Source organism: Acinetobacter sp. SWAC5, assembly GCF_003419885.1.
In the GTDB taxonomy this organism is placed as follows: domain Bacteria; phylum Pseudomonadota; class Gammaproteobacteria; order Pseudomonadales; family Moraxellaceae; genus Acinetobacter; species Acinetobacter cumulans.
The window spans coordinates 21,331-43,777 of record NZ_QUWR01000023.1 but is presented as its reverse complement, the minus strand read 5'-3'; the positions used below and the strand labels follow the sequence as shown (position 1 = coordinate 43,777).

The 22,447-nt window shown below is 41.5% G+C and carries 16 protein-coding genes and 5 tRNA genes; 16 read left to right on the top strand and 5 right to left on the bottom strand.

Annotated elements, in window-relative coordinates:
* Window positions 1-189 precede the first annotated feature (189 nt).
* Window positions 190-1,530 (top strand): argininosuccinate synthase, encoded by a 1,341-nt coding sequence (argG, locus tag DYI81_RS14955; protein ID WP_117007977.1) that lies wholly within the window; start codon window positions 190-192, stop codon window positions 1,528-1,530.
* Between the two features lie 108 nt (window positions 1,531-1,638).
* Here argG and DYI81_RS14950 read toward each other — a convergent pair whose 3' ends face one another.
* Window positions 1,639-2,895, bottom strand: a complete 1,257-nt coding sequence (locus tag DYI81_RS14950) for a GGDEF domain-containing protein (protein ID WP_106985853.1) — start codon at window positions 2,893-2,895, stop codon at window positions 1,639-1,641.
* 152 nt (window positions 2,896-3,047) lie between these two features.
* On the opposite strand from DYI81_RS14950, the gene pyrC reads away from it, so the two are divergent.
* From pyrC to DYI81_RS14880, 15 genes are all read left to right on the top strand, one after another.
* Window positions 3,048-4,082, top strand: a complete 1,035-nt coding sequence (gene pyrC / locus DYI81_RS14945) for a dihydroorotase (protein ID WP_106985852.1) — start codon at window positions 3,048-3,050, stop codon at window positions 4,080-4,082.
* Window positions 4,067-4,726, top strand: coding sequence for a ribonuclease T (gene rnt, locus DYI81_RS14940; protein ID WP_117007976.1), 660 nt, complete (start codon window positions 4,067-4,069; stop codon window positions 4,724-4,726). Before pyrC ends, rnt begins: the two co-directional genes overlap by 16 nt.
* A gap of 216 nt (window positions 4,727-4,942) precedes the next feature.
* Window positions 4,943-7,489 carry a TonB-dependent receptor gene (locus DYI81_RS14935; RefSeq protein ID WP_117007975.1) on the top strand — a complete coding sequence of 849 codons (2,547 nt, stop codon included), beginning with the start codon at window positions 4,943-4,945 and terminating at the stop codon, window positions 7,487-7,489.
* Window positions 7,490-7,767: 278 nt separating this feature from the next.
* Window positions 7,768-7,843 (top strand) — tRNA-Glu (locus tag DYI81_RS14930).
* Between the two features lie 271 nt (window positions 7,844-8,114).
* Window positions 8,115-10,493, top strand: a complete 2,379-nt coding sequence (locus DYI81_RS14925; protein WP_171356370.1) for a Plug domain-containing protein — start codon at window positions 8,115-8,117, stop codon at window positions 10,491-10,493.
* 128 nt (window positions 10,494-10,621) lie between these two features.
* Complete coding sequence (locus tag DYI81_RS14920) at window positions 10,622-11,464, top strand: hypothetical protein (protein WP_117007973.1); 843 nt, start codon at window positions 10,622-10,624, stop codon at window positions 11,462-11,464.
* Between the two features lie 96 nt (window positions 11,465-11,560).
* Window positions 11,561-11,698 (top strand): hypothetical protein, encoded by a 138-nt coding sequence (locus tag DYI81_RS17985; protein WP_165382509.1) that lies wholly within the window; start codon window positions 11,561-11,563, stop codon window positions 11,696-11,698.
* Window positions 11,699-11,852: 154 nt separating this feature from the next.
* Window positions 11,853-13,280: an amino acid permease gene (locus DYI81_RS14915; RefSeq protein ID WP_117007972.1), complete on the top strand. Its 1,428-nt coding sequence runs from the start codon at window positions 11,853-11,855 to the stop codon at window positions 13,278-13,280.
* 190 nt (window positions 13,281-13,470) lie between these two features.
* Window positions 13,471-13,546, top strand: a tRNA-Glu gene (locus tag DYI81_RS14910).
* A 114-nt stretch (window positions 13,547-13,660) separates the two neighbouring features.
* The gene (locus tag DYI81_RS14905; protein WP_117007971.1) at window positions 13,661-15,079 is read left to right on the top strand and encodes an amino acid permease; all 1,419 of its coding nucleotides are present in this window, start codon (window positions 13,661-13,663) and stop codon (window positions 15,077-15,079) included.
* 159 nt (window positions 15,080-15,238) lie between these two features.
* Window positions 15,239-16,087 carry an alpha/beta hydrolase gene (locus tag DYI81_RS14900; protein ID WP_227865950.1) on the top strand — a complete coding sequence of 283 codons (849 nt, stop codon included), beginning with the start codon at window positions 15,239-15,241 and terminating at the stop codon, window positions 16,085-16,087.
* A gap of 138 nt (window positions 16,088-16,225) precedes the next feature.
* Window positions 16,226-16,301 (top strand) — tRNA-Glu (locus DYI81_RS14895).
* Between the two features lie 24 nt (window positions 16,302-16,325).
* Window positions 16,326-16,401, top strand: a tRNA-Glu gene (locus DYI81_RS14890).
* A gap of 58 nt (window positions 16,402-16,459) precedes the next feature.
* A tRNA-Glu gene (locus tag DYI81_RS14885) sits at window positions 16,460-16,535 on the top strand.
* 170 nt (window positions 16,536-16,705) lie between these two features.
* Window positions 16,706-17,374, top strand: a complete 669-nt coding sequence (locus tag DYI81_RS14880) for a glutathione S-transferase (protein WP_117007970.1) — start codon at window positions 16,706-16,708, stop codon at window positions 17,372-17,374.
* A gap of 67 nt (window positions 17,375-17,441) precedes the next feature.
* On the opposite strand, the gene DYI81_RS14875 is transcribed toward DYI81_RS14880, so the two are convergent.
* From DYI81_RS14875 to yejB, 4 genes are all read right to left on the bottom strand, one after another.
* Window positions 17,442-18,686 (bottom strand): NADH:flavin oxidoreductase/NADH oxidase family protein, encoded by a 1,245-nt coding sequence (locus DYI81_RS14875; protein WP_117007969.1) that lies wholly within the window; start codon window positions 18,684-18,686, stop codon window positions 17,442-17,444.
* A 103-nt stretch (window positions 18,687-18,789) separates the two neighbouring features.
* Complete coding sequence (locus tag DYI81_RS14870) at window positions 18,790-20,382, bottom strand: dipeptide ABC transporter ATP-binding protein (protein WP_117007968.1); 1,593 nt, start codon at window positions 20,380-20,382, stop codon at window positions 18,790-18,792.
* Window positions 20,357-21,370, bottom strand: a complete 1,014-nt coding sequence (locus tag DYI81_RS14865) for an ABC transporter permease (protein ID WP_106985844.1) — start codon at window positions 21,368-21,370, stop codon at window positions 20,357-20,359. The genes DYI81_RS14870 and DYI81_RS14865 overlap by 26 nt, the downstream gene beginning before the upstream one ends.
* Window positions 21,370-22,437: a microcin C ABC transporter permease YejB gene (yejB, locus tag DYI81_RS14860; protein WP_106985843.1), complete on the bottom strand. Its 1,068-nt coding sequence runs from the start codon at window positions 22,435-22,437 to the stop codon at window positions 21,370-21,372. The genes DYI81_RS14865 and yejB overlap by 1 nt, the downstream gene beginning before the upstream one ends.
* Between the last annotated feature and the right edge of the window lie 10 nt (window positions 22,438-22,447).

Here is a 22,447-nt window from a genome sequence, read left to right as displayed (position 1 = left end):
CTAAAGTAATAACAATCCAAAGCACAGCCATAATCAGAACCGATTAAATTTAGCTTTTTAATCTATTAATTTTTTTCAGTGCAATTTTTTTTGAAAAAATTTAGCGCTAAAAGTGCTACAATTAAAGAAATCTATATTCTCTCGGGCCACCCACTCTAGGTGCCTATATTAATATCGTTAGGATTAACAATGTCTGATAATGCAACTATCTTGCAGAATGTCCCAGTAGGCAAAAAAGTTGGTATTGCCTTTTCTGGTGGTCTAGATACTTCAGCTGCTTTATTGTGGATGAAACAAAAAGGCGCTGAACCGTATGCTTACACAGCAAACCTAGGTCAGCCTGATGAAGATGACTATGATGCGATTCCGCGTAAAGCTGAAGCTTACGGCGCAGTAAAAGCTCGTCTAATCGACTGCCGTTTGCAGCTTGCATTAGAAGGTATTGCAGCGATTCAATGTGGCGCGTTCCACATCTCGACTGGCGGTGTTCCATATTTCAACACTACGCCACTAGGCCGTGCAGTAACAGGTACGATGCTTGTTACAGCAATGAAAGAAGATAACGTTAACATTTGGGGTGACGGCTCTACTTACAAAGGCAACGACATTGAGCGTTTCTACCGTTATGGTTTGTTGACTAACCCTGCACTTAAAATTTATAAGCCTTGGTTAGACCAAACTTTCATTGACGAATTAGGCGGCCGTGCAGAAATGTCACAGTTCCTGATCGACAATGGTTTTGACTATAAAATGTCAAAAGAAAAAGCGTATTCAACTGACTCAAACATGCTAGGTGCTACGCACGAAGCGAAAGATCTTGAATACCTTAACGCGGGTATCAAAATTGTTGATCCAATCATGGGCGTTGCGTTCTGGAAAGAAGACGTTGCAATCGCTCCTGAAGAAGTATCAATTACTTTTGAAGAAGGCTTCCCTGTTGCAATCAACGGCAAACGTATCGAAGATCCAGTAGAATTTATTCTTGAAGCAAACCGTATCGGTGGCCGTCATGGTCTAGGTATGTCGGATCAAATTGAAAACCGTATCATCGAAGCGAAATCTCGTGGTATCTACGAAGCTCCGGGCATGGCGCTTCTTCACATCGCTTACGAGCGTCTTGTGACAGGTATTCATAACGAAGACACAATCGAACAATACCGTATCAATGGTTTACGTTTAGGCCGTCTTCTTTACCAAGGCCGCTGGTTCGATTCTCAAGCGCTTATGCTTCGTGAAACTGCACAGCGTTGGGTTGCTAAAGCTGTAACTGGCACAGTGACTTTAGAACTTCGTCGTGGTAATGATTACACCATCATGAACACTGAATCTGAAAACCTTACCTACGAAGCTGAACGCTTAACGATGGAAAAAGGCGATTCAATGTTCTCTCCAATGGATCGTATTGGTCAATTGACTATGCGTAACCTCGACATCACTGATACTCGTGCAAAATTGGGTATCTACACAGGTGCAGGTTTACTTGCAGTGGGTACAGCTTCTGCTGTTCCACAACTTAAAGACAAAAACTAAGTTTTAGTTCAGTCTAAAAAAACCGCGCCTTGAGCGCGGTTTTTTATTTTAAAGAGATAATTCAATTCAGCTTGATTCACTTTAATGGCATTTACAGCCCGACTATATCTAAGAAGTTAACGTGACTGAACGGATAGATTGATAATAAATTTGATTACGCCCCAGTTGCTTCGCACGGTAAAGTGCCTGATCAGCAATACTCAAAAGATCGTCTTGGCTCATCTCTTCTCCGCGATATACCGTAATACCTAAACTAATGGTAATTCGATTAGAGACCAATGATTTTTCATGTGGAATTTCTAAACGATCAATTGCTTTATAAATATTAGATGCCACTGCATAAGCACCATGTGCATCTGTTTCAGGTAAAAGCACGACAAACTCTTCGCCTCCATAACGTGCAACAAAGTCCATGTGACGAATGGCGTTTTTAATATTCAGCGCAATTGCCGAAATAACATCATCGCCTTTTTGGTGGCCGTAGAAGTCGTTATAGTTTTTAAAATGATCAACATCAATAAATAGCACTGCAAGGGGTGATTCATCCGCACGAGATTGCGTATAGAAATTATGCAGCATTTCATCAAAAGTACGACGATTAGAGATCTGTGTGAGCTCATCGTGCTGACTTAAATGTAAAAGCTCTGTGTTATGTATACGATGGATTTGTTCACTAATTTTAGCGCGCGCAGTATATAAATAAATCATTCGCTCACGTGCAAAGATCATGTGACTAATGACAAAGCCTAAAAAGCTCGCACCAATAAGCACACGTGCCAATAATAAGATGTTAATTTCAATGGATAATACCAAAATCACCACAGAACAAATGGCGGCCAGTACCCCAATCGCCAGCATGTGCAAGGGACGTATACCCGTTAGTATATAAGCCAGAATATAAATAACGCAGATAATAACTAAAGCCTGATGCTTCAAGTCTTCCGTTTGTACCGTAAACGTGAGCCAAGACATTGAGACAATAGTCCAAAAAAACACAACCATCGATGCAATTTTAAAATAGGGCTTTAATTTCTTCTGTGTAGAAAAAAAATAAAGGCCGAGAAGACTCATCGCACCATTTAATAAACCCAACAAACATTGAGAAAAATCATGCTTAAAATAATTCGGATCTACAATCCAATAATCTGTGGGCACCATGACCACAACAAATAAAAAATAAACCAAAACCCCAGACCATAAGTTTCTTTCAATATGCTTACGGGCCCGCTCTAGGTTTTTTTGCCAGAACTCATGCTCCATTTTTTGTGGAAACACGCGTCCAATGCTGCTGCTTTGCTGAGCAATCAACTCTTCAACTTTTTCTTTGTCGTATTGCAGCTTTGCAAGGTGATACTTGTATTCCATTTCCAAGCATACATGTTGTTTTTTTATTCATGTCAAAATAACACATAATTGTCATTTTATTTATAAAAATCACACCATTTGTCTTTAATTCCCGTTACCATTTTCACACTTTTTGCATTATCATCTGTTTTATTTCCAAGTTTGAATTTGCCTTGAATACGATTACTCTTCTGCAGCCAGATGATTGGCACGCGCATTTACGTGATGGTTTAGCATTAAAACGAACAGTTCCAGATTTAGCGCAGCAGTTTTCTCGCGCGATTTGTATGCCAAACCTTGTTCCACCCGTTAAGACTGTAGAAGAAGCCAATGCATACCGCGAACGTATCATGGCGCATGTTCCTGAAGGTGTTCACTTTGACCCTCGTATGGTGTTGTACTTCACCAACAACACTTCACCTGCTGAAGTCAAAAAAATTAAAGATTCAGAATTTGTTAACGCGATTAAGCTCTACCCTGCTGGCGCTACCACAAACTCTGACAGTGGCGTAAGCGACATTTCTAAAGTCTACGGTGTAATTGAGCAAATGGAAGAACATCAAGTTCCATTACTCCTACACGGTGAAGTGACCCATAACCACGTTGATATTTTTGACCGCGAAAAGCGCTTCTTAGATGAAGTCCTTTCTCCGCTATTAAAACAGTTCCCGAAACTAAAATTAGTACTAGAACACATCACGACTAGCGAAGCAGCCAATTTTGTATTGGAACAAGACCGTAATGTAGCAGCGACCATCACACCACAACATTTATTATTTAACCGTAATGACATGCTTGTGGGTGGGATTAAGCCTCATTTCTACTGCTTGCCTATTTTAAAACGCCAAACGCACCAGCAAACACTCCTTGAAGTGGCTACAAGTGGTAATCCTAAATTCTTCTTGGGTACAGACAGCGCGCCACACTCAAAAAATGCTAAAGAAAATGCATGTGGCTGTGCAGGATGTTATAGTGCACCTACCGCAATTGAGCTATACGCTCAAGCATTTGATCAAGTCGGCAAAATTGACCGTTTAGAAGGTTTTGCAAGCCACTTCGGCGCGGACTTCTATGGCCTGCCACGTAATACCAATACCATTACATTGGTAAAAGAAGATCAAGTGATCCCTGAAAGTTTTGACTATTTGGATGGTGAAAAAATTATTCCGTTGTATGCGGGTAAAACCATCCAATGGAGAAAAGTGTGACTGATGAAACTCTACCAGTAATTGGTCAGCGTTTCCGTGGATTCTTGCCTGTTGTTGTCGATGTCGAAACCGCAGGATTTAATGCACAGACTGATGCCTTACTGGAAATTGCAGCCATACCTATTGTGTATGATGCAGAGGGCAAATTTGTACCGGGCGAAGCGCACCACGCGCATATCAATCCGTTTGAAGGTGCAAACCTAGACCGCAGATCATTGGACTTTATTGGTATTGATCCTTTCAATCCCATGCGTATGGCCATGGCTGAAGACGAAAAATCTGCGCTTAAGCGTATATTTAAAGCTGTCAATGAAGTGCGCCGCAAGCAAAACTGCACCCACGCTGTATTGGTAGGACACAATGCACATTTTGACTTAGGTTTTGTACAAGCTGCCATTGCTCGTACAGGCACTAAAAATCAAAATCCATTTCATAGCTTTTCTGTGTTCGACACCGTTACGTTAAGCGCTGTTATGTTTGGTCAAACTGTTTTGGCTAAATCATGCATTCAAGCGGGTATCGAATTCGATGGTAAAGAAGCACATTCTGCACTGTATGACACGCAAAAAACGGCTGAATTGTTCTGCTTTATTTTAAATAAACTCGGACCACATTTGCTCGACACATTGGTATCGGAACAATAAGCTTCCGCGCCACGCTATACGTCCCTGCCCGACTTAAAATTATCTAATATGTTTTAAGCCCCTCCCGCGCAGGGACGCTATTTTCTGCTTCCTCTAATTTATTTGTTTATTTTTTGACTTAAATACACCTTTATTGATGCAAATAATTCTCAATTGCATTGATATTACACCAACATGTAATGATAATCATTTTTTTTTCAATTACTAAATTTTATTATGCGATTTGCTCCTTCTACTTTAACGCTCGCTGTATGTAGCATCCTCAGCTCAAATCTTTGGGCTGAAACAAATCTAGAAAGTCCAATTCCTTCAGATGATGAATATTTAAAATTCACCACCATCGTGGTAAAGGCCAAAGCGGCACCCGAGATTGGAAGAAGCACGTATAACCAGCAAGATCTTCAACGCACAGCCAACAGCTCAAAAAGCATTACAGATTTTTTAAAAGTGAATCCAAATGTTCAATTTAGTAATAATCATTTAGCTGCAGGCACACAAGCCAATTTAAAACCCAGCGAAATTTCAATTCACGGCGCACAATCATTTCAAAATAAATTTATGATTAATGGGGTGAGCAATACCAATATTTTAGATCCAGTCGGTGCAGGGACAAGTATCTATGGCGGTATTGACGCAGGCTCTCAAGGCGTTGCACTTAATACGGACTTACTGTGTAATTTGGAGTTACTCGACAGCAATATCAGCGCCAAGCATGGTGGATTTACGGGTGGCGTCATTTCAGCAGACACCTGTGCACCAACCTCTGAAATTGGCAAAATTCATGGCAGTATTTCTTATGACTATACCAGTAGTGACTGGGTTTCCTATCACCTAAAAACAGATGCAGATAAAGGCCTGTTTGATGGCGAGTCTTCACAAGAAAACCAAAAACAATATACCCGCCAAGGTTTAAGTACCAATATTTACAGCAAGCTCTCAGAACATAGTGGCATTAATTTATTTGCCTCGCACCGACAATCAAATATTAATGTGCTCAGTGGTTTAGACAGCCCGAAAATGATTGATCAAAAGAAGATAAATCAAAATTTAGGCGGGACTTTTTTCTATGATCCTGACCCTTTCACTTCAATGAAATTTGGTCTGACTTTGGGTAATTCAGAAAGTAATGGCTACGCAGAAAAACGCATCAATTCTCACCATAATACCCATAACGAATCTGCTTTAATTTTCGCGCAGCACAGTAAAATATATGATCTGGCCAAGGTCACTCAAAAAATTAATTATCAGCAAATTGATAATTCGAGACTGGCTGACAAAAACTACGGTATCAATTGGCTATACGCGCCTGACTCCAAAAATTGGTCTGATCCGAGCTCAAAAGCTATGGAAGGTTCATCGAATGCAAGTATTGATTTAGCCCAACATAGCTTCAACTATGAATTAGAAAGTATCTTTAATGTCATCAATTTTGCTTCAACTGCGCATCACATCAGTGCCGGTTTAGGCTACAACCGCAATGACGTTAAATGGGAGCGTACCAAAGACTACATGACCTTTTACGGCGTGACCTCAGGCGTGGCTAAAAATCTATATGATCTCGATGGTGGCCAATGCCAAGCTGATGATTTATTTTGTGATGAGGCAACAACAAGCACATTTATCAATGCTAAAGTACCTACAATTTATAATGGCCAATATTTTGGTAGTGGATCGCTTTATAAAGCAGGTACATTCCAAGGTACATACCAGCAAGCCTACTTATTTGCTGAAGATGATATTCACTGGAATAAGCTTAAAGCGCGCTTTGGCGTCCGCGCCGATTATGACCAGTCAAATAATAATTTAAATATTGCGCCACGAACTCGATTTAGTTATCAACCCTTTTACAATCCAACCCTAGAGCTGACTACTGGTTGGAATCGTTACTATAGTGCACCCACCTACATCACCGATTTACGTCAAGCATTAATGGGCTTAGACTTTAAAATCTCACGTGAGGATCAAAATGCCGCGTGGACTGAACAGCAAAACTATAATGTGAGTGCTACCCGCAAATCTGACTTAAAAACACCTTATGCAGATGAATTTATTTTAGGTGTCGCTAGCCAATATAAAAACACCAATATCGCGTTAAAATGGGTGAATCGCCAGTATAAAGACGAAATCTCGCGTAACCGAAGTAGCATTTCAGTGGGTGGTGGATTCAATCGATCATTTGAATTTGGTAACAATGGCTACGGAAAGAACAATACCGTAACTTTGGGCATAGATACCCTTGAACCACTTCAAGTTAAAGGAACTCATCATAACTTAGGCTTAGCCATAAATTACAGCCAAACTTTCCGCGGTACACCGGATTATACGGAAGACTATAATGAAGCAGACATGGAAGAATTGGTTTCTTATAATGGAAAAATTATTCATTATTCCGACCGTCCAGCATCAAACTTTAATCAGCCCATTACTGCACGTATAAAATGGGATATGCATTTTGACCATCTCCCGCTCACGATTTCTAACTTCTTCAGTTATAAAGACAGCTTTGAGCAAGTGCTCAGCTCAAATGACAAAGTGATTCATGAAGGCGTTAAACTGGATACGTATGTGCTTCAAGATGTGAAACCTCGTTTTAGCTGGGATATGCGTACCACCTATGAGCACAAGATTAATAAAGACCGCTCAGCTATTTTCGGTCTGACCATAAACAACTTGACCAACCGAAATAATTTATATGTTGCAGGCTCTAAATTGTATTCAGAAATTGGACGCCAAGTGGTCGCAGACGTAACCTTTAAATTCTAAAATCCTTAAGATGAAGAATCACTCCATATTCTTCATCTCTTTTCATATTTAGGTAAATATCTACCTTTAGCCAATTCCAAACCATGTAATACGAGCGTTCTTTTAAAAATCAAAAAATGATCATTTAGTGGTACTTAAATTATTAATGAAAGAGGCCTACAGTATTTATTGAATCATCAACTTAGAAATGTTCAAGAAAAAAGCAATTGCATTGAATAATAAAGAAATTATTTTGACTTTCATCGGAAACATCTCTAATATTCGCTCTACCTCGCAACGTCCCTATCGTCTAGAGGCCTAGGACATCGCCCTTTCACGGCGGTAACCGGGGTTCGAATCCCCGTAGGGACGCCATATCTATTCTCTGTAAAATCTCTAATTAAATTCACACCGATCAATCTATTGATTGGTTTTTTATTTTAATAAAATCGCTTTCTTGAATTGAAAATAATTCTCATTTTATTGATTAATTTCATTAAGTTAATGATAATCGCTTGCATTACGTTTCACACCGTCACTCTCTATGCGCTTTTGTCACTCTTCCCTCTATGTTGCTATGTTTATTGCACTTCCATCTGCACAGGTATTTTCGGCGGAAACTAGTCCCTCTCCAATCGAAATTCAAATGAATACGATTGTAGTTGAAGCAGATCAACATAAAGAAGTCGGTACAGCAAAATACAATCAAGAACAGCTTAAAGAGATGCCGAATGGCAAAAAAAGTATCAGTGACTTTTTAAAGACTCACACCAATGTTCAGTTTGACCGCGAAGCTTATAGTAGTGGTAATCAAGCCTCTCTTGCACCAGAAAAAATCTCAATTAATGGTGCACCAAACTTTGCCAATAAATTTACGGTAAACGGCGTCAATACATCAAACACCTTTGACCCTGTTGGTGAAAGCGCAGATTCAAATTATTATGGCGCTCCGAGCAATGCTCAAACCGCCAACATCAATACAGACTTAATTTGTGAACTTGAGGTCATTGATAGTAATGCCAGCGCTGAGCATGGCGATTTTCAGGGTGGTGTAATTTCTGCCAAAACCTGTACGCCTAAATCTGAAATTGGCAAATTGCATGGCTCTATCAGCTATGACTACACTAATTCTGCTTGGTCCCGCTTTAATTATGTCAATGATGCAGAAGAAGTAGCTTTTGAAGATCAAGATACGGAACATCATAAGGAATACACCACACAAGGTATCAGCGCCAATGTCTACGGGCGCTTCAGTGAAACTTGGGGATTTAACGCCTTTGGTGCAACACGTGGTTCACGTATTCCTGTCATGAGTGGTTTGGGTGAAAACGACAAGATTAAAACCCAAGAAGTGAATAACAATGCTGGATTCACAGCTTATTTTAATCCTGATGATCAGCAAGCTTATCAATTTGGTGTTGAACACTACGAATACGACAAAGAAGGCTATTATAAAAATAAGATCAACTCCGACTATACAATTGATACCATTACCGACACTTTATTTTTTAATACCAAGAATAAATTCAATGCCTTACAGCTCGAACAAAACCTAAACTATCGCACGACTGAGCTAGACCGACGCTTAAAAAGCAATAGTTCGACCTCGTGGAACTATGCAGCGGGTTCAAAAGATTGGGTACCAGGATCAAAAGATGGTGACACTCTGACTGAAGGCGGTTTTGGTGGCAATATTATTAACCAGCAATCAACCCTGTCTTATGACTTAAAAGCCATTTTCGATCCGATTAAATTGGCCAATACCACGCATCGTTTTAAAACTGGCGCAGGCTATCAGCATAATGAAGGCTCATGGGAACGCCCTGACGCGATGGCTTTATACACCACACGTGCAAATTTAGGTACGGCAGCTTGTGCAGTTGGCGATGCTCAATGTGATGAAGCCGATTTACAGTACCGCCCAAGCTCAACCAAGCCTTGGGAATCTTGGACAGGTCAGTACTCACGCTCAGGTACATTTTACAATGCAGGTAAATTTACTGCCCGCCAAGACCAGTGGCATGTTTTTGCTGAAGACGACATGAGCTGGCAGAACTTCCGAGCACGTTTAGGTTTACGTGCAGATTATGATTCTTTGGGATCAAATCTCAACATTGCACCACGCTCGACTTTCGAATACCTACAATTTTCAAACGATACGCTTAAATTTACAGCGGGCTTTAACCGTTACTACGGCAATGTCTTCCTCATGACTGAGCTCGATGAAAAAACCTACACGACTTATGCGAATTTATCCCGTTCTGCAAGTTATGACTCAAATTGGGATGAAAGCAATAATTACGGCTGGGTGACCACTTATCCAAGCTCACAAGCTGCAGCAGTTCGCGCAACGGATGTCAAAACACCGTATAGCGATGAAAAAGTGTTTGCAGTAAGCAGCCAAATCAAAAATTTAGATTTGAATTTAAAATGGGTAAATCGTCAATTTGAAGACCGAATTGAAGAAACCCGTATTTACAAAACCACAGCGGCTGGCACGCAAGCCTTAGACTACCGCACTTATGCCAATGTTGACGGCGGTCAAGCTGATACCTATACATTTACAGTCAGCAACATTAACCCGTGGGACATTGGCCAGACACAGCATAAACTTGCGCTCGGCTTAAGCTATATTGAAAATGAAACTACACGCGGTTCATATAAAGATATGGATACTGACTCGCGTAACGCCTATGTGTCTTTAAACGGTTCCATTATTCCAAAAAGTCAGCTTCCAGTGAAAGATGCACCATTTACAGCGCGTTTAAACTGGGAAATGAAAGGGACAGCGCTACCGTTTACCCTGCATAACTTTTTAAACTTCCGTTCTGCTTCAACAAACTACGTCGCAACGGGTGATAAAGTATCGTGGGATGGCATAGATATTTCAGTTATGGAAGAAGAAGATTTTGCCAGCAAATTTACTTGGGATGCCCGCGCGACCTATGACTGGAAAATTACACCACAGCAAAGCATGACCTTCGGCTTAACGGTTTCGAACGTTTTAAACAAAATAAGAACGTGAAAGATGATGGCAAACTTTATTCTGAAGAAGGACGCCGTTTTATTGCTGACGTGACGTATAAATTCTAATATTCCTTCCATCAAGCGCGCCTCAAAACGCGCTTGATTCATTTTTAAATAGACGAAAAAATGAAAAAAATAATTTTACTGCTCGGAATTTGCATATTCGGTATCAGCCTGATTGTTTACTTCTTTCGACCAAATTCAAATACGCACACGACCCCAGACCAAATTCCTAAAGTTGGCACGACGCAACGAGAATCCATAACAGCAGATACTTCAGATAAAACTGAAAATCACTCAAATGATTCAGCGCAGCAGTCAGTAGCCCCCTCTGGAAAAGCAAAAAAACTGAGCGAAGAAGCGACACGTTACTACAAGGTAGCTTATACCTACGGCTGGGAGGCCATTGTTCGTGACTTTGAAAATGGCACCATTGCCAAAAGTAAAATGCCTGATGATGAAAAAAAGAAACTCTGTGAATTGGCCTTAACGGGTACAACTGTTGAACAAACCAAACGCTTATTTACAGCCAACTGTAAACCCTTAAATGGCAAAATATCTTTTAGGATAATTAACGGCCAATTAAAAGATGCCGAAGGAAAAATTGATCAAACTGAAATGATTCATAAGCTCAAGTTTTTACAAGCTGAAGACTTTTTTCAAAGCGAAGGCATGTATAAATTCGGCCCCTATGAAGAAAAATTTAATTTACAGTCCAATGCCATTGCATGGGGACTTGAAGAAGTTTCAGACTACCTGCTCAGTATTGGCATTGGTTATGCAGGCAATAGCGACAATTTAATTAACAGTAATATTCAAGGCCGCAATCCATCAATCAGCCTCGTAAAAAAATTAATGCAAGCGGGTATTCACCCTAATGCAAAGACATATACCCTGATAGAAGAACGTAATTTTGCAAGTAAACACCCTGAACTCTACCAGTTTCTACAAGAAAAGAAGCAAAATTAAGCCTGCCATAACACTGTAAGTATGAAAGCGACTTTCACACTTACAGTCATCGCATTTTGATTTATAATTTCGCTAAGATATTTAATTGTACTCAACATGCTTAAGAAAATTTTATTGGTTCTGCTTATTTTATTTCCAGCGGCTTTGTATTTGTTTGTTGTTTCCAACAACAGCCAACAACCTGCAACAAATTCGTCCGAACAGCAAGTTTCTCATCCTCAAGATCAGCACTAAATTTAATTCTGATTGTCTTTCTTGCAGCCAAATCAACGGCTGCAAATGTATCTATTTTATAAATCTATTTACGGCTTTTATTTGAAAATAACGATATATGTGATTTTTCACACAATGAAAATATAAAATATATTTTTCAAATCTAAGTTATTGTATGACAACTCCTTCTGATTCTTCGCAGACTCCTGCAAGTGGGGATTCACCCTCCTTAAAACGCGCGATGACCACTCGCCATCTCATTATGCTTTCACTTGGTGGCGCTATTGGTACTGGCTTGTTTATGGGTTCTGGTGAAGTAATTTCACAAGCTGGTCCTTTAGGCGCTGTATTGGCCTACATTATTGGTGGTCTGATTGCCTACATGGTAATGCTGTGCTTAGGTGAATTGGCCGTACACCTTCCTGTGTCAGGTTCATTTGGTGCATTTGCAACAAACTATATTGGCCCAGGTACAGGTTACATGGTCTCATGGATGTACTGGCTGGGCTGGTCAGCAACCTTAGGTACAGAATTTACCGCAGCCGCGATATTGGTGCAGGAATGGTTTCCACAAACCTCCATTTGGCTTTGGACGCTCATCTTCGCAGCGGGCGTGCTCATTTCTAATCTAAGCTCAACACGTGCTTTTGCAGAGTCTGAATTTTGGCTTTCAATGGTCAAAGTTGCCACTGTACTGGTGTTCATCTTACTGGGCTTTTCATGTATTTTTGGCTTTATTCCATTTGATGGTTATAGCTCAGCCCCTATGTTTAACAACTTAACGGAGCATGGCTGGCTACCGAATGGTTTATTTCCACTCTTTGCCACATTACTGATTGTGAACTTTGCCTTTAATGGTATAGAAATGATTGGTATTGCTGCAGGCGAAACCGAGAACCCTGAAAAGAACGTACCCAAGGCGATTCATGCTGCGGTATGGCGTTTGATTATTTTCTTTGTGGGTACCATTATCGTTATTAGCTCATTACTTACCTATACCGATGCAGGCTTAAACGTTGGCGGTCATGGTGGCTTAAGTAGTAGTCCTTTTGTATCTGTGTTCCAGCACATGGGCATTCCTTATGCTGAAGATATTATTCGCTTCGTGATTATTACCGCACTGCTTTCTACGGCTAACTCAGGTTTATACGCGGCTTCACGTATGATGTGGGCACTTTCCGCTCAAAAGCAACTGCCTCGTGTATTTGCCAAAGTGAATAAAGCTGGTGTGCCCGTTGTTGCCATTTGGGTAACGATGATTGGTGGCTTACCGGGTTTACTTTCCGAGCAATTTGGTGCCGATGTCATCTTTAAAAACTTGATGGGTGTTGCAGCCTTTACAATGGTGATTGTGTGGATGAGTATTTGCTGGAGTCAATTTAACTTCCGCCGCCAGTGGTTAAAGCAAGGTCATAGCGTTGCTGAGCTTAAATTTCAAACGCCTTGGTTCCCTTTAGTACCCATCCTTGGTTTTGTGTGCTGTACCGCAACAGGTTTAAGTATGGCTGCCGACCCTGAAATGCTTTCAGGCTTTATTGGCTGTCTACTGTTTATGGCTGCCTGTTATGCAAGTTATTATTGGTTATATCACAACAAAAATTAAGCATTAATACCTCAATGGATTGGTTTTGACTTAAACGCAGTGTTCTCACTGCGTTTTTTATCGCCAATATTTTCTTATTCTTTTCAATACCCTTCATTTTTTAATCAAACAATTCAATATTTTAAAAATTACCGCAATTCCAGTTTGACAGCTTTTTAAAAACTCCATAATATACGCATCACCTCACAACGTCCCTATCGTCTAGAGGCCTAGGACATCGCCCTTTCACGGCGGTAACCGGGGTTCGAATCCCCGTAGGGACGCCATATCTTGATCGCACCTGATCAGCACTTATTCAAAATTACTATTATTTCGTTGCAGATTTGCAATTTTTCACTACAATAGCTCGCTTCATTCTCTTGATATTTTAATGTCTTCCTATGCACTCATCTCCGAATGATGCTTCGCATCAGGGCAATTCTGCGCCTTTAAAACGCGCTATGAGTACTCGACATCTGGTCATGATTTCGCTTGGTGGCGCAATCGGAACAGGCCTATTTTTAGGGTCGGGTGAAGTCATTGCACAAACGGGGCCTGTAGGTGCCATCATCTCTTACTTTTTAGGCGGTATTATCGCCTATATGGTCATGCTCTGCTTAGGCGAGCTGGCTGTACACATGCCTGAGTCTGGCTCATTTGGTGCTTATGCCAAACGCTATATTGGACCGGGCACGGGTTATACCATCACATGGTTATACTGGCTCACGTGGTCAGTCACGCTTGGAACAGAATTTACGGCAGCGGCATTGCTCATGCAAGAATGGTTCCCAGACAGTTCCATGTGGATGTGGACACTGATCTTTGGTGCTTTTGTATTTATCTTAAATATGATTTCAACCAAATGGTTTGCAGAATCTGAATTCTGGCTCGCTTTAATTAAAGTCGTTACTGTTGTGGCGTTTATTTTGCTTGGTTTATTGGCTATTTTTGGTGTGCTTGGCTACCAAGGTCAAGAAACAGCACCACTGTTTAATAACCTAACCGCTCAAGGCTGGTTCCCAGAAGGCCTCTTCCCAATCTTTACCACCATGTTAATTGTGAACTTCGCATTCTCTGGTACGGAATTGATTGGTGTTGCTGCTGGTGAAACCAAAGACCCTGCTAAAAACGTACCTAAAGCCATTAACACAGCAATTTTCCGCTTGTTAATTTTCTTTGTGGGTACCATTGTAGTCGTTACCTGCCTATTGCCACACCAAGAAGCCGGTCTAGGCAACAATGGAGTGAGTAGCTCACCGTTTGTAACCGTATTCCAGCATATTGGTATTCCATACGCTGAAGACGTTATCCGCTTTGTGATTATCACTGCGCTATTGTCAGCAGCCAATTCTGGCTTATTTGCAGCATCTCGTATGATGTGGTCACTGTCTTATAACAAGCAATTGCCCGCTGTATTTTCGAAAGTTAATTCACGTGGTATTCCTTACGTCGCGGTTATTGTGACCATGATTGGTGGTATGCCTGGTTTGCTCTCTGAGCAATTTGCACCTGAAACCATTTTCACTAACTTACTGGGTATTGCTGCATTTACCATGGTGGTTGTATGGATGAGTATCTGCTTAAGTCAGTTCAACTTCCGTCGTCAGTGGTATAAAGATGGTCATACAAAATCAGAACTTGGTTTTGCTGCACCGTTGTTCCCAATCGTGCCGATTCTAGGTTTTATTTTCTGCTTCATTACTTGTATCAGTATGGTGTTTGATCCAACAATGCGCATCAGCTTCTTTGGCTGTTTGGCATTTATTGCTGCATGTTATGCAAGCTACTATGCGTTTTATCACAATAAAAATGCATCGTAAGTATCATTCTTGCTGACAATTCAGCAGCAAATTAGAGCAGCCTAGGCTGCTCTTTTTTTATCTATACTAAAACTAAAATAGCACTCATATCCTTGAGAATGACTGATGAATATTATTTTTATTCACGGGATGAACCAGCAGCATGAAACAGCGTAATCGATTGAAAAGCGCTGGCTCAGCTTGCTTAAACAAGCACTCAATCAAACACCGCAACAGGTTGCATTCACCTACTTAAAACGACATTTTCGCATGCCATTTTATGGTGATTTACTCTCACGTTATCATCTCAGTAATGTACTTAGTGCCAGCACACTTCTGCCTCAAACCTGGCCACATCTTCCCTTTTTACATCTCAATACCTATGGACAAAAGAAACCAAACACAGCAACGTCTACAATCAAAACACCATTACAACCAATTATTCAACCCAAACAGCCACAGCCAAATTTTCACACAAAATTTCATCAATTTAGTGCGCTCCGCAAAGATTATGCCTTACATCACTTTGCATTATGGATGAATGATTTTCCTAAACTACACACCACACTCTTGCATAAGTTTTTAGTTGAAACAGATTTATACTTATCCAATAGTCATTTTATGCACGCTGTACATTTACGCATTCATCAGCAACTGCATGACAGCAAACCGAATATTATTGTCGCGCATTCATTGGGTTCGGTTATTGCCTATCACTACCTGCTCGAACACCCAGAAATGAACATCCGCAGTTTGATTACTTTAGGCTGCCCGCTTGCATTTCAAACCATTCAAAAGCGTTTACCTCAACCCATTCAGCGACCTACTTCACTCAAAGGAGATTGGATTAACTTTTATTCGCATGATGATTTTTTAGCAGCTTTAGCACTACAAAAATCACCTTTTGATTTCAGCCCCTCTATTTTAAATCGTGAGATTCGTACATCTATTGAACACCCACACGATATTGCTGGCTATTTACAGCATCCAGAAGTAATTCATGCCATCCTAAATTCGCTCACAAATTAACCCAAAACAATGTATTTTTCCCATATTCTTACAAGATTGTTTTAAATTTATGCACTCAGCACATAAAACTGAAATTATTTCTTCAAATGCGTTTGACACCCCCCTGTTTTCACCCTATTATACGCCCACCTCTGAAACGTCCCTATCGTCTAGAGGCCTAGGACATCGCCCTTTCACGGCGGTAACCGGGGTTCGAATCCCCGTAGGGACGCCAATTTTCAGAAGTACATTTTATTAAGTCCCTATCGTCTAGAGGCCTAGGACATCGCCCTTTCACGGCGGTAACCGGGGTTCGAATCCCCGTAGGGACGCCATTATTTAGTCTAAAAACTTAGACTTTAATTAACGGTTTTAAAATTTGCTTTCTGTACTGTCCCTATCGTCTAGAGGCCTAGGACATCGCCCTTTCACGGCGGTAACCGGGGTTCGAATCCCCGTAGGGACGCCATATTCAAGATGGCAACATCTTATGAAAAAGCTCAAGCATTACGACTTGGGCTTTTTTATTGCCAATGCATTTATAAAAAATTGCCATCCACTGGCCATACAGCATAAGATAAAGATACTCAAAGTGCTTCATTCCATACCCACATAAAACTCCACACCAATATAAGAACTATGCAGATCACATTATTTCATTTACCTAATTCCCGCTCTCAACGCATTGTTTGGCTATTAGAAGAATTAAACCCAAATTATGAACTGATTATTTGTGATCAAAATGCGCCTCAAGCAGAGATGAAATTCCCAACTCTGCAGATCAAAAAACAAGGAAAAATACAGTCGCTAAGCGAAAGTAGCGCCATTGCTGAATACCTCTGCCAGCTCGAACAAAAACTTGTGGTTTTGCCATCAGATCCAGATTATTGGCATTATTGCTTTTATAAAAACTTTGCCGATGCCAGCTTCATGCCTAACTTGGCGTTAAAACAGGTCTTTACGCAAATCGCACAACAAACGCCTTGGCCAGTTCGCTTTATTAGCCTTGCCTTTAAAGTTGCCTTTAATCGTGCTTATTTAAACCCTGAGCTGGATCAACAACTACAAATGCTGAATCGCCATTTCATGCAGCACACATGGCTGGCTGGAGATAAATTCAGCAGTGCTGATATTTTACTATGGTTTCCATTACTAGCCTGTGAATTTGCGCATGCAAAATTTAGCGACTATCCAGCACTCACCCAATATTTAAAACAAATAAAAAGCAGACCCGCATTCCAAACTGCTTTACAGAAAGGACACTGGTCTGCTGAAGAATTTCAGCGCTATTGGCAAATCACACAGTAAGCTTTACACTGTTCATGTCATTCCACTGACACGCTGATTTTCAATTTAAAAAAAAACAAATTTAAGATTAAGCCGATTTACGTGAATTTACACGACCTTTAATCACCGCAGTTAAATTACCTTTTAAATATTTAAAAAAGACTTTTAACGGTGAGAGTTTTGGATTTGGCTGCTTGCCTTCTCCAATGGCTTTAAATTGCGCGGCATACCAAATAATTTCCATAATCGCCATTTTGTCGACCATTGGAATACCTGTTTTAATTTTGTCTACGCCATAGCGTACATCTTGCCCAGCAATCAGTCGATCTGCCAATGCCGTTTCTACTGCAAAGGGACGCGCAATGCCCACAAACTCACATGCACCACTGTCCAGCGCCGCATTCATGCCTTCAACGGTACGGAAACCGCCTGTTACCATTAAATGGCATTTCACTTCTTTACGGATTTTATCGGCAAAGTCTAGGAAATAAGCTTCACGGGCAATCGTCGATGCTTTACGTTTATCCTCTTTCGCACCCGCCATCGCAGGCGCTTCATAAGTACCACCCGATACTTCAATCAAATCAATGCCCGCGGCATCAATCGCTTTAAACACGGTAATCACGTCTTCTTCAGTAATGCCACCACGCTGGAAATCTGCTGAGTTCAGCTTGACTGCAATAATAAACTGATCCGATGTTGCTGCACGAACGGCTTTATAAATTTCCAATAAAAAACGCATGCGGTTTTCTACTGATCCACCCCATTGATCATTACGCTGATTGGTTAAAGGCGATAAAAACTGGCTAATCAGATAACCATGTGCACCATGCAACTGTACACCTTCAAAACCCGCTTTTTCACATACTGCCGCCGCTGTAGCAAAGCGCTGGATGATATCTAAAATTTCATCCTCACGTAGAGCACGTGGCGTACCAAAAGTTGTGGCTAACATGGGGCTAAATGGCACTGCCGAAGGTGCCACAGTTTCTTTATTTAAACCCTTAGGGCATTGGCGACCAGGATGTGATAGCTGTACCAATTGCACCATGCCATGCTTTTTGCCGACTTCAGCCCATTGGGTTAATAAAGCCAAATCACGTTCAGACTCAACCCCGACTACGCCTGGCTCATTTTTAGCACGTAAATCGACCATGACGTTACCGGTAATCGCACAACCTAATCCGCCTTTGGCCCAAGCTTCATACAAACCAAAATGCAAATGATTCGGCTGTCCTTGAGTATTTGCCAATGCTTCACTCATCGCCCCCTTAATAATGCGGTTCTTGAATTGCGTGCCACGGATCTGAATCGATTCTGCAAGATGGCTCATTTGAAATTCCATTATTCTTTAAATAGTGCTTTTACTCTAAACGTATTCTACTCAGCGTCAATAGCAGATAGACAATTTATATTGTCAAATTAGCTTAATTCAATTAATACTGACTGGCTTCTATCAATTTACGGGTGTAATCCGTCTGTGGCTGTGCAAAGAGCTGTGCTGTTTCTTGAAACTCCATCACTTTGGCATGATGCAGTACCAGTACTTTTTGGCACAGTGCTTTCACCACTTGCAAGTCATGGCTAATAAACAAATAGCTCATTTGATATTCCTGTTGCAAACGACGGAGTAATCGCACAATCGCACGCTGTGTAGTACGGTCAAGCGCAGAAGTCGGCTCATCCAAAATTAACACTTTCGGCTGCAACACCAACGCCCGTGCCAAGGCAATCCGTTGTCGTTGCCCGCCAGATAGCTCATGCGGATAACGCAATTTAAACGACACGGGTAGCTCTACTTTTTGCAAAGCTTCATCTATACGCTGCTGTATTTCTGCTTTGGACATCCGCTTGAGCGACAAACCTTCACCAATGGTTTGCTCGACATTTAAACGTGGATTTAAACTGCTGAACGGATCTTGAAATACAATTTGAAAATCACTACGCAACGGACGCAGTTGCTTTTCCGACAGCCGATTCAGATCTTGGCCTTGTAGCAGTATTTGCCCATCTGCATCTATTAAACGTGCAACTGCCAAAGCCAGCGAGCTTTTACCCGAACCACTTTCCCCCACAATGCCAATCGACTGCCCCTGTTGTAGCGCCATGCTTAATGGTTCTACCGCAACAAAATAATCTTTTACCCGATTGAGCAGACCTTGCTTGATGGGAAATTTCACCCCAACATCAGACAACTCCAGCACCGCAGGCTGTGGATCTAGCCTTAAGGCCTCACCAAAATCATGATTCAGCAAATCTTTGGTGTAATTCTGCGCAGGTGCATTAAAAATCTGCTCAAGCGCACCTTGTTCCACAACTTGGCCTTGATACATCACGATCACTTGATCCGCATATTGACGCACCAAATTTAAATCATGGCTGATTAAAATCATCGCCATTTTACGACTTTGCTGCAGTGATTTGAGTAGCTTTAATATTTGCGCCTGCAGTGTCACATCCAAAGCAGTCGTCGGTTCATCGGCAATTAAAATATCCGGATCGAGCGCCAATGCCATGGCAATCATAACGCGTTGACGCTGACCACCAGATAACTCGTGTGGATAGCGCTTTAGTTTTTCTTCAGGTTCTGGTATGCCTACATCATGTAGCAGTTCAATCACCCGCTCACGGGTTTTGGCTTTCGACCAACCACGTAGCAATAGACTTTCACCAATAATTTTTTCTACTCGGTGTAGCGGATTCAGGGCAGTCATTGGCTCTTGAAAAATCATCGCGATTTTATCACCACGTATACACCGCAACTGAGGCTGAGGCATAGTCAGCAGATTTTGACCATTCAGTAGCGCCTGCCCACTCAGCTGTAAATTTTTCGGTAATAAACCCAATACAGCCAAACTGCTAATGGATTTTCCAGACCCACTTTCGCCCACTATGGCCAGTGTTTCGCCCGCTGCCAGCTCAAAACTTAGCTTTTGCACCAAAGGCTGTGCTTCGTTATGAATGCTCAGCTGTTGAACTGAAAGTATGCTGTTCTGTTGTGTTTTATTGACGTCTTGGATCGAATGCATCTCGCGCCGCCTCCCCAATATAAATCAATAATGACAATACAATCGCCAAGGTGAAAAAGCCTGAAAGAGCCAGCCACGGCGCATTTAAATTATTTTTGCCTTGTAACAGTAGCTCACCTAAAGAAGCTGCATCGGGTGGCAAACCATAACCCAAAAAATCTAAGGCAGTTAAAGCGGTAATATTTGCCGTGAGCATAAACGGCAGCTGCGACAAGCTCGAACTCATGGCATTAGGTAAAATATGCCGAAAAATAATGGTTCGGTCCGACACCCCCAAACTGCGCGCAGCCCGTACATAATCAAAATTACGCGCGCGTAAAAATTCAGCCCGTACCAATCCGACCAATGCCGTCCAGCCAAATAGCAGCATAATGACAAACAACCAGTACACGCTTGGGGTAAACATGCTGACCAAAATCATCACCATGAACAGCATTGGCAAACCACCCCACACTTCTAATATCCGCTGTCCAATCAAATCAATCCAGCCACCGTAATAGCCCTGCACCGCACCAACAATAATGCCCAGCACTGCAGAAGCCAACGTTAAAGCAAAACCGAACAGCAGTGACACTCGCAGGCCGTATAAAATACGCGCCAGCACATCACGGCCTTGGTCATCTGTACCAAGCCAATTTTGTGACGTCGGTGCTGACGGCACAGGTACAGCCAGTTCTAAGTTGGGTGTTTGATAAGAAAAATGATTGATGGGCCACACAGCCCAGCCTTTTTCTTCAATCAGCTGCTGCACTGCTGGGTCTTTATAATCTGCTTCGGTTTCAAATACACCGCCAAATTCAGTTTCTGGATAGCTTTTAAAAGCTGGCAAATACAAACTGCTGCCGTATTTCACCAGCAGTGGCTTATCATTGGCAATCAGCTCTGCACCCAATGACAGCACAAAAATAATCGCAAAAAGAATAAAACAGCCAAAACCTAATTTATTTGCTTTAAATCGCTTTAAACGTGCCTGCATAATCGGAGACATTATTTTGCCCCCCGTGATTCAAAGTTAATCCGCGGATCAATCACCTGATACAGCACATCACTAATCAAACGCAGGATTAAGCCCAACAAGGTGAAAATAAATAAGGTACCAAAAATCACTGGATAATCTCGTTGCACAATGGCTTCAAAGCCAAGCAAGCCGAGTCCATCTAAATTGAAAATAATTTCAATAAATAAATTACCCACAAAGAAGATGCCAATGAGTGCTTCTGGTAAGCCCGCAATCACAATTAACATGGCATTACGGAACACATGCCCATACAGCACACGAGACTCAGTTAAGCCTTTAGAGCGCGCTGCCAGCACATATTGTTTATTCAGCTCTTCCATAAATGAATATTTGGTCAAATAGGTCAGCCCTGCAAAACCGCCAATCACCATCGCCAGCAAAGGCAAGGTCATGTGCCAGAAATAGTCTGCAATTTTTCCAAACAGACTCAATTCAGCAAAGTTTTCCGAAACCAAGCCCTGTAATGGGAACCATTGAAAATAAGAGCCACCTGCAAAAAACACAATCAGCAGAATTGCGAAAGCAAAAGCAGGAATTGCATAGCCCACAGCTAACAAAAGCGATGTTGCTTTATCAAAAACTAAGCCATGCTGACGCGCTTTTTTAATACCTAATGGAATAGACACCAAATAAATCAACAACGTGCTCCACAGCCCCAAAGATAAAGACACTGGAAGCTTTTCCCACAACAATTGGGTCACAGGCTTATCTTTAAAAAAGCTGGTGCCAAAATCTAAAGTGGCATAACCTTTGAGCATATTCCAAAAACGAATATGTGCAGGCTGATCGAAACCATATTGCGCTTCGATCTTTTGCACCATCTCTTCACTTAAGCCTTTAGCACCTTGGTATTTGCTGGTGTCTTGTGCAGTTTCTCCACCACCGCCCGTGCCCATCCCCTGAAAAGACTCAGCCTGTTGAATCGCTTGTTCTACTGGTCCACCGGGTGCAATCTGAATCACCACAAAGTTAATCAGTAAAATCGCCAACAGCGTTGGGATAATCAGCAACAGCCGTTTTAAAATATAAGTGCCCATGATGTTATTC

Bases quoted from the DNA above. Each gene is read 5' to 3' on its own strand.
- DYI81_RS17985 (WP_165382509.1), top strand. From the start codon at position 11,561: ATGCTTAAGAAAATTTTATTGGTTCTGCTTATTTTATTTCCAGCGGCT.
- DYI81_RS14925 (WP_171356370.1), top strand. From the start codon at position 8,115: ATGAATACGATTGTAGTTGAAGCAGATCAACATAAAGAAGTCGGTACA.
- argG (WP_117007977.1), top strand. From the start codon at position 190: ATGTCTGATAATGCAACTATCTTGCAGAATGTCCCAGTAGGCAAAAAA.
- DYI81_RS14875 (WP_117007969.1), bottom strand. From the start codon at position 18,686: ATGAGCCATCTTGCAGAATCGATTCAGATCCGTGGCACGCAATTCAAG.
- DYI81_RS14950 (WP_106985853.1), bottom strand. From the start codon at position 2,895: ATGGAATACAAGTATCACCTTGCAAAGCTGCAATACGACAAAGAAAAA.
- DYI81_RS14935 (WP_117007975.1), top strand. From the start codon at position 4,943: ATGCGATTTGCTCCTTCTACTTTAACGCTCGCTGTATGTAGCATCCTC.
- DYI81_RS14870 (WP_117007968.1), bottom strand. From the start codon at position 20,382: ATGCATTCGATCCAAGACGTCAATAAAACACAACAGAACAGCATACTT.
- DYI81_RS14865 (WP_106985844.1), bottom strand. From the start codon at position 21,370: ATGTCTCCGATTATGCAGGCACGTTTAAAGCGATTTAAAGCAAATAAA.
- yejB (WP_106985843.1), bottom strand. From the start codon at position 22,437: ATGGGCACTTATATTTTAAAACGGCTGTTGCTGATTATCCCAACGCTG.
- DYI81_RS14915 (WP_117007972.1), top strand. From the start codon at position 11,853: ATGACAACTCCTTCTGATTCTTCGCAGACTCCTGCAAGTGGGGATTCA.
- rnt (WP_117007976.1), top strand. From the start codon at position 4,067: ATGGAGAAAAGTGTGACTGATGAAACTCTACCAGTAATTGGTCAGCGT.
- DYI81_RS14920 (WP_117007973.1), top strand. From the start codon at position 10,622: ATGAAAAAAATAATTTTACTGCTCGGAATTTGCATATTCGGTATCAGC.
- DYI81_RS14905 (WP_117007971.1), top strand. From the start codon at position 13,661: ATGCACTCATCTCCGAATGATGCTTCGCATCAGGGCAATTCTGCGCCT.
- DYI81_RS14880 (WP_117007970.1), top strand. From the start codon at position 16,706: ATGCAGATCACATTATTTCATTTACCTAATTCCCGCTCTCAACGCATT.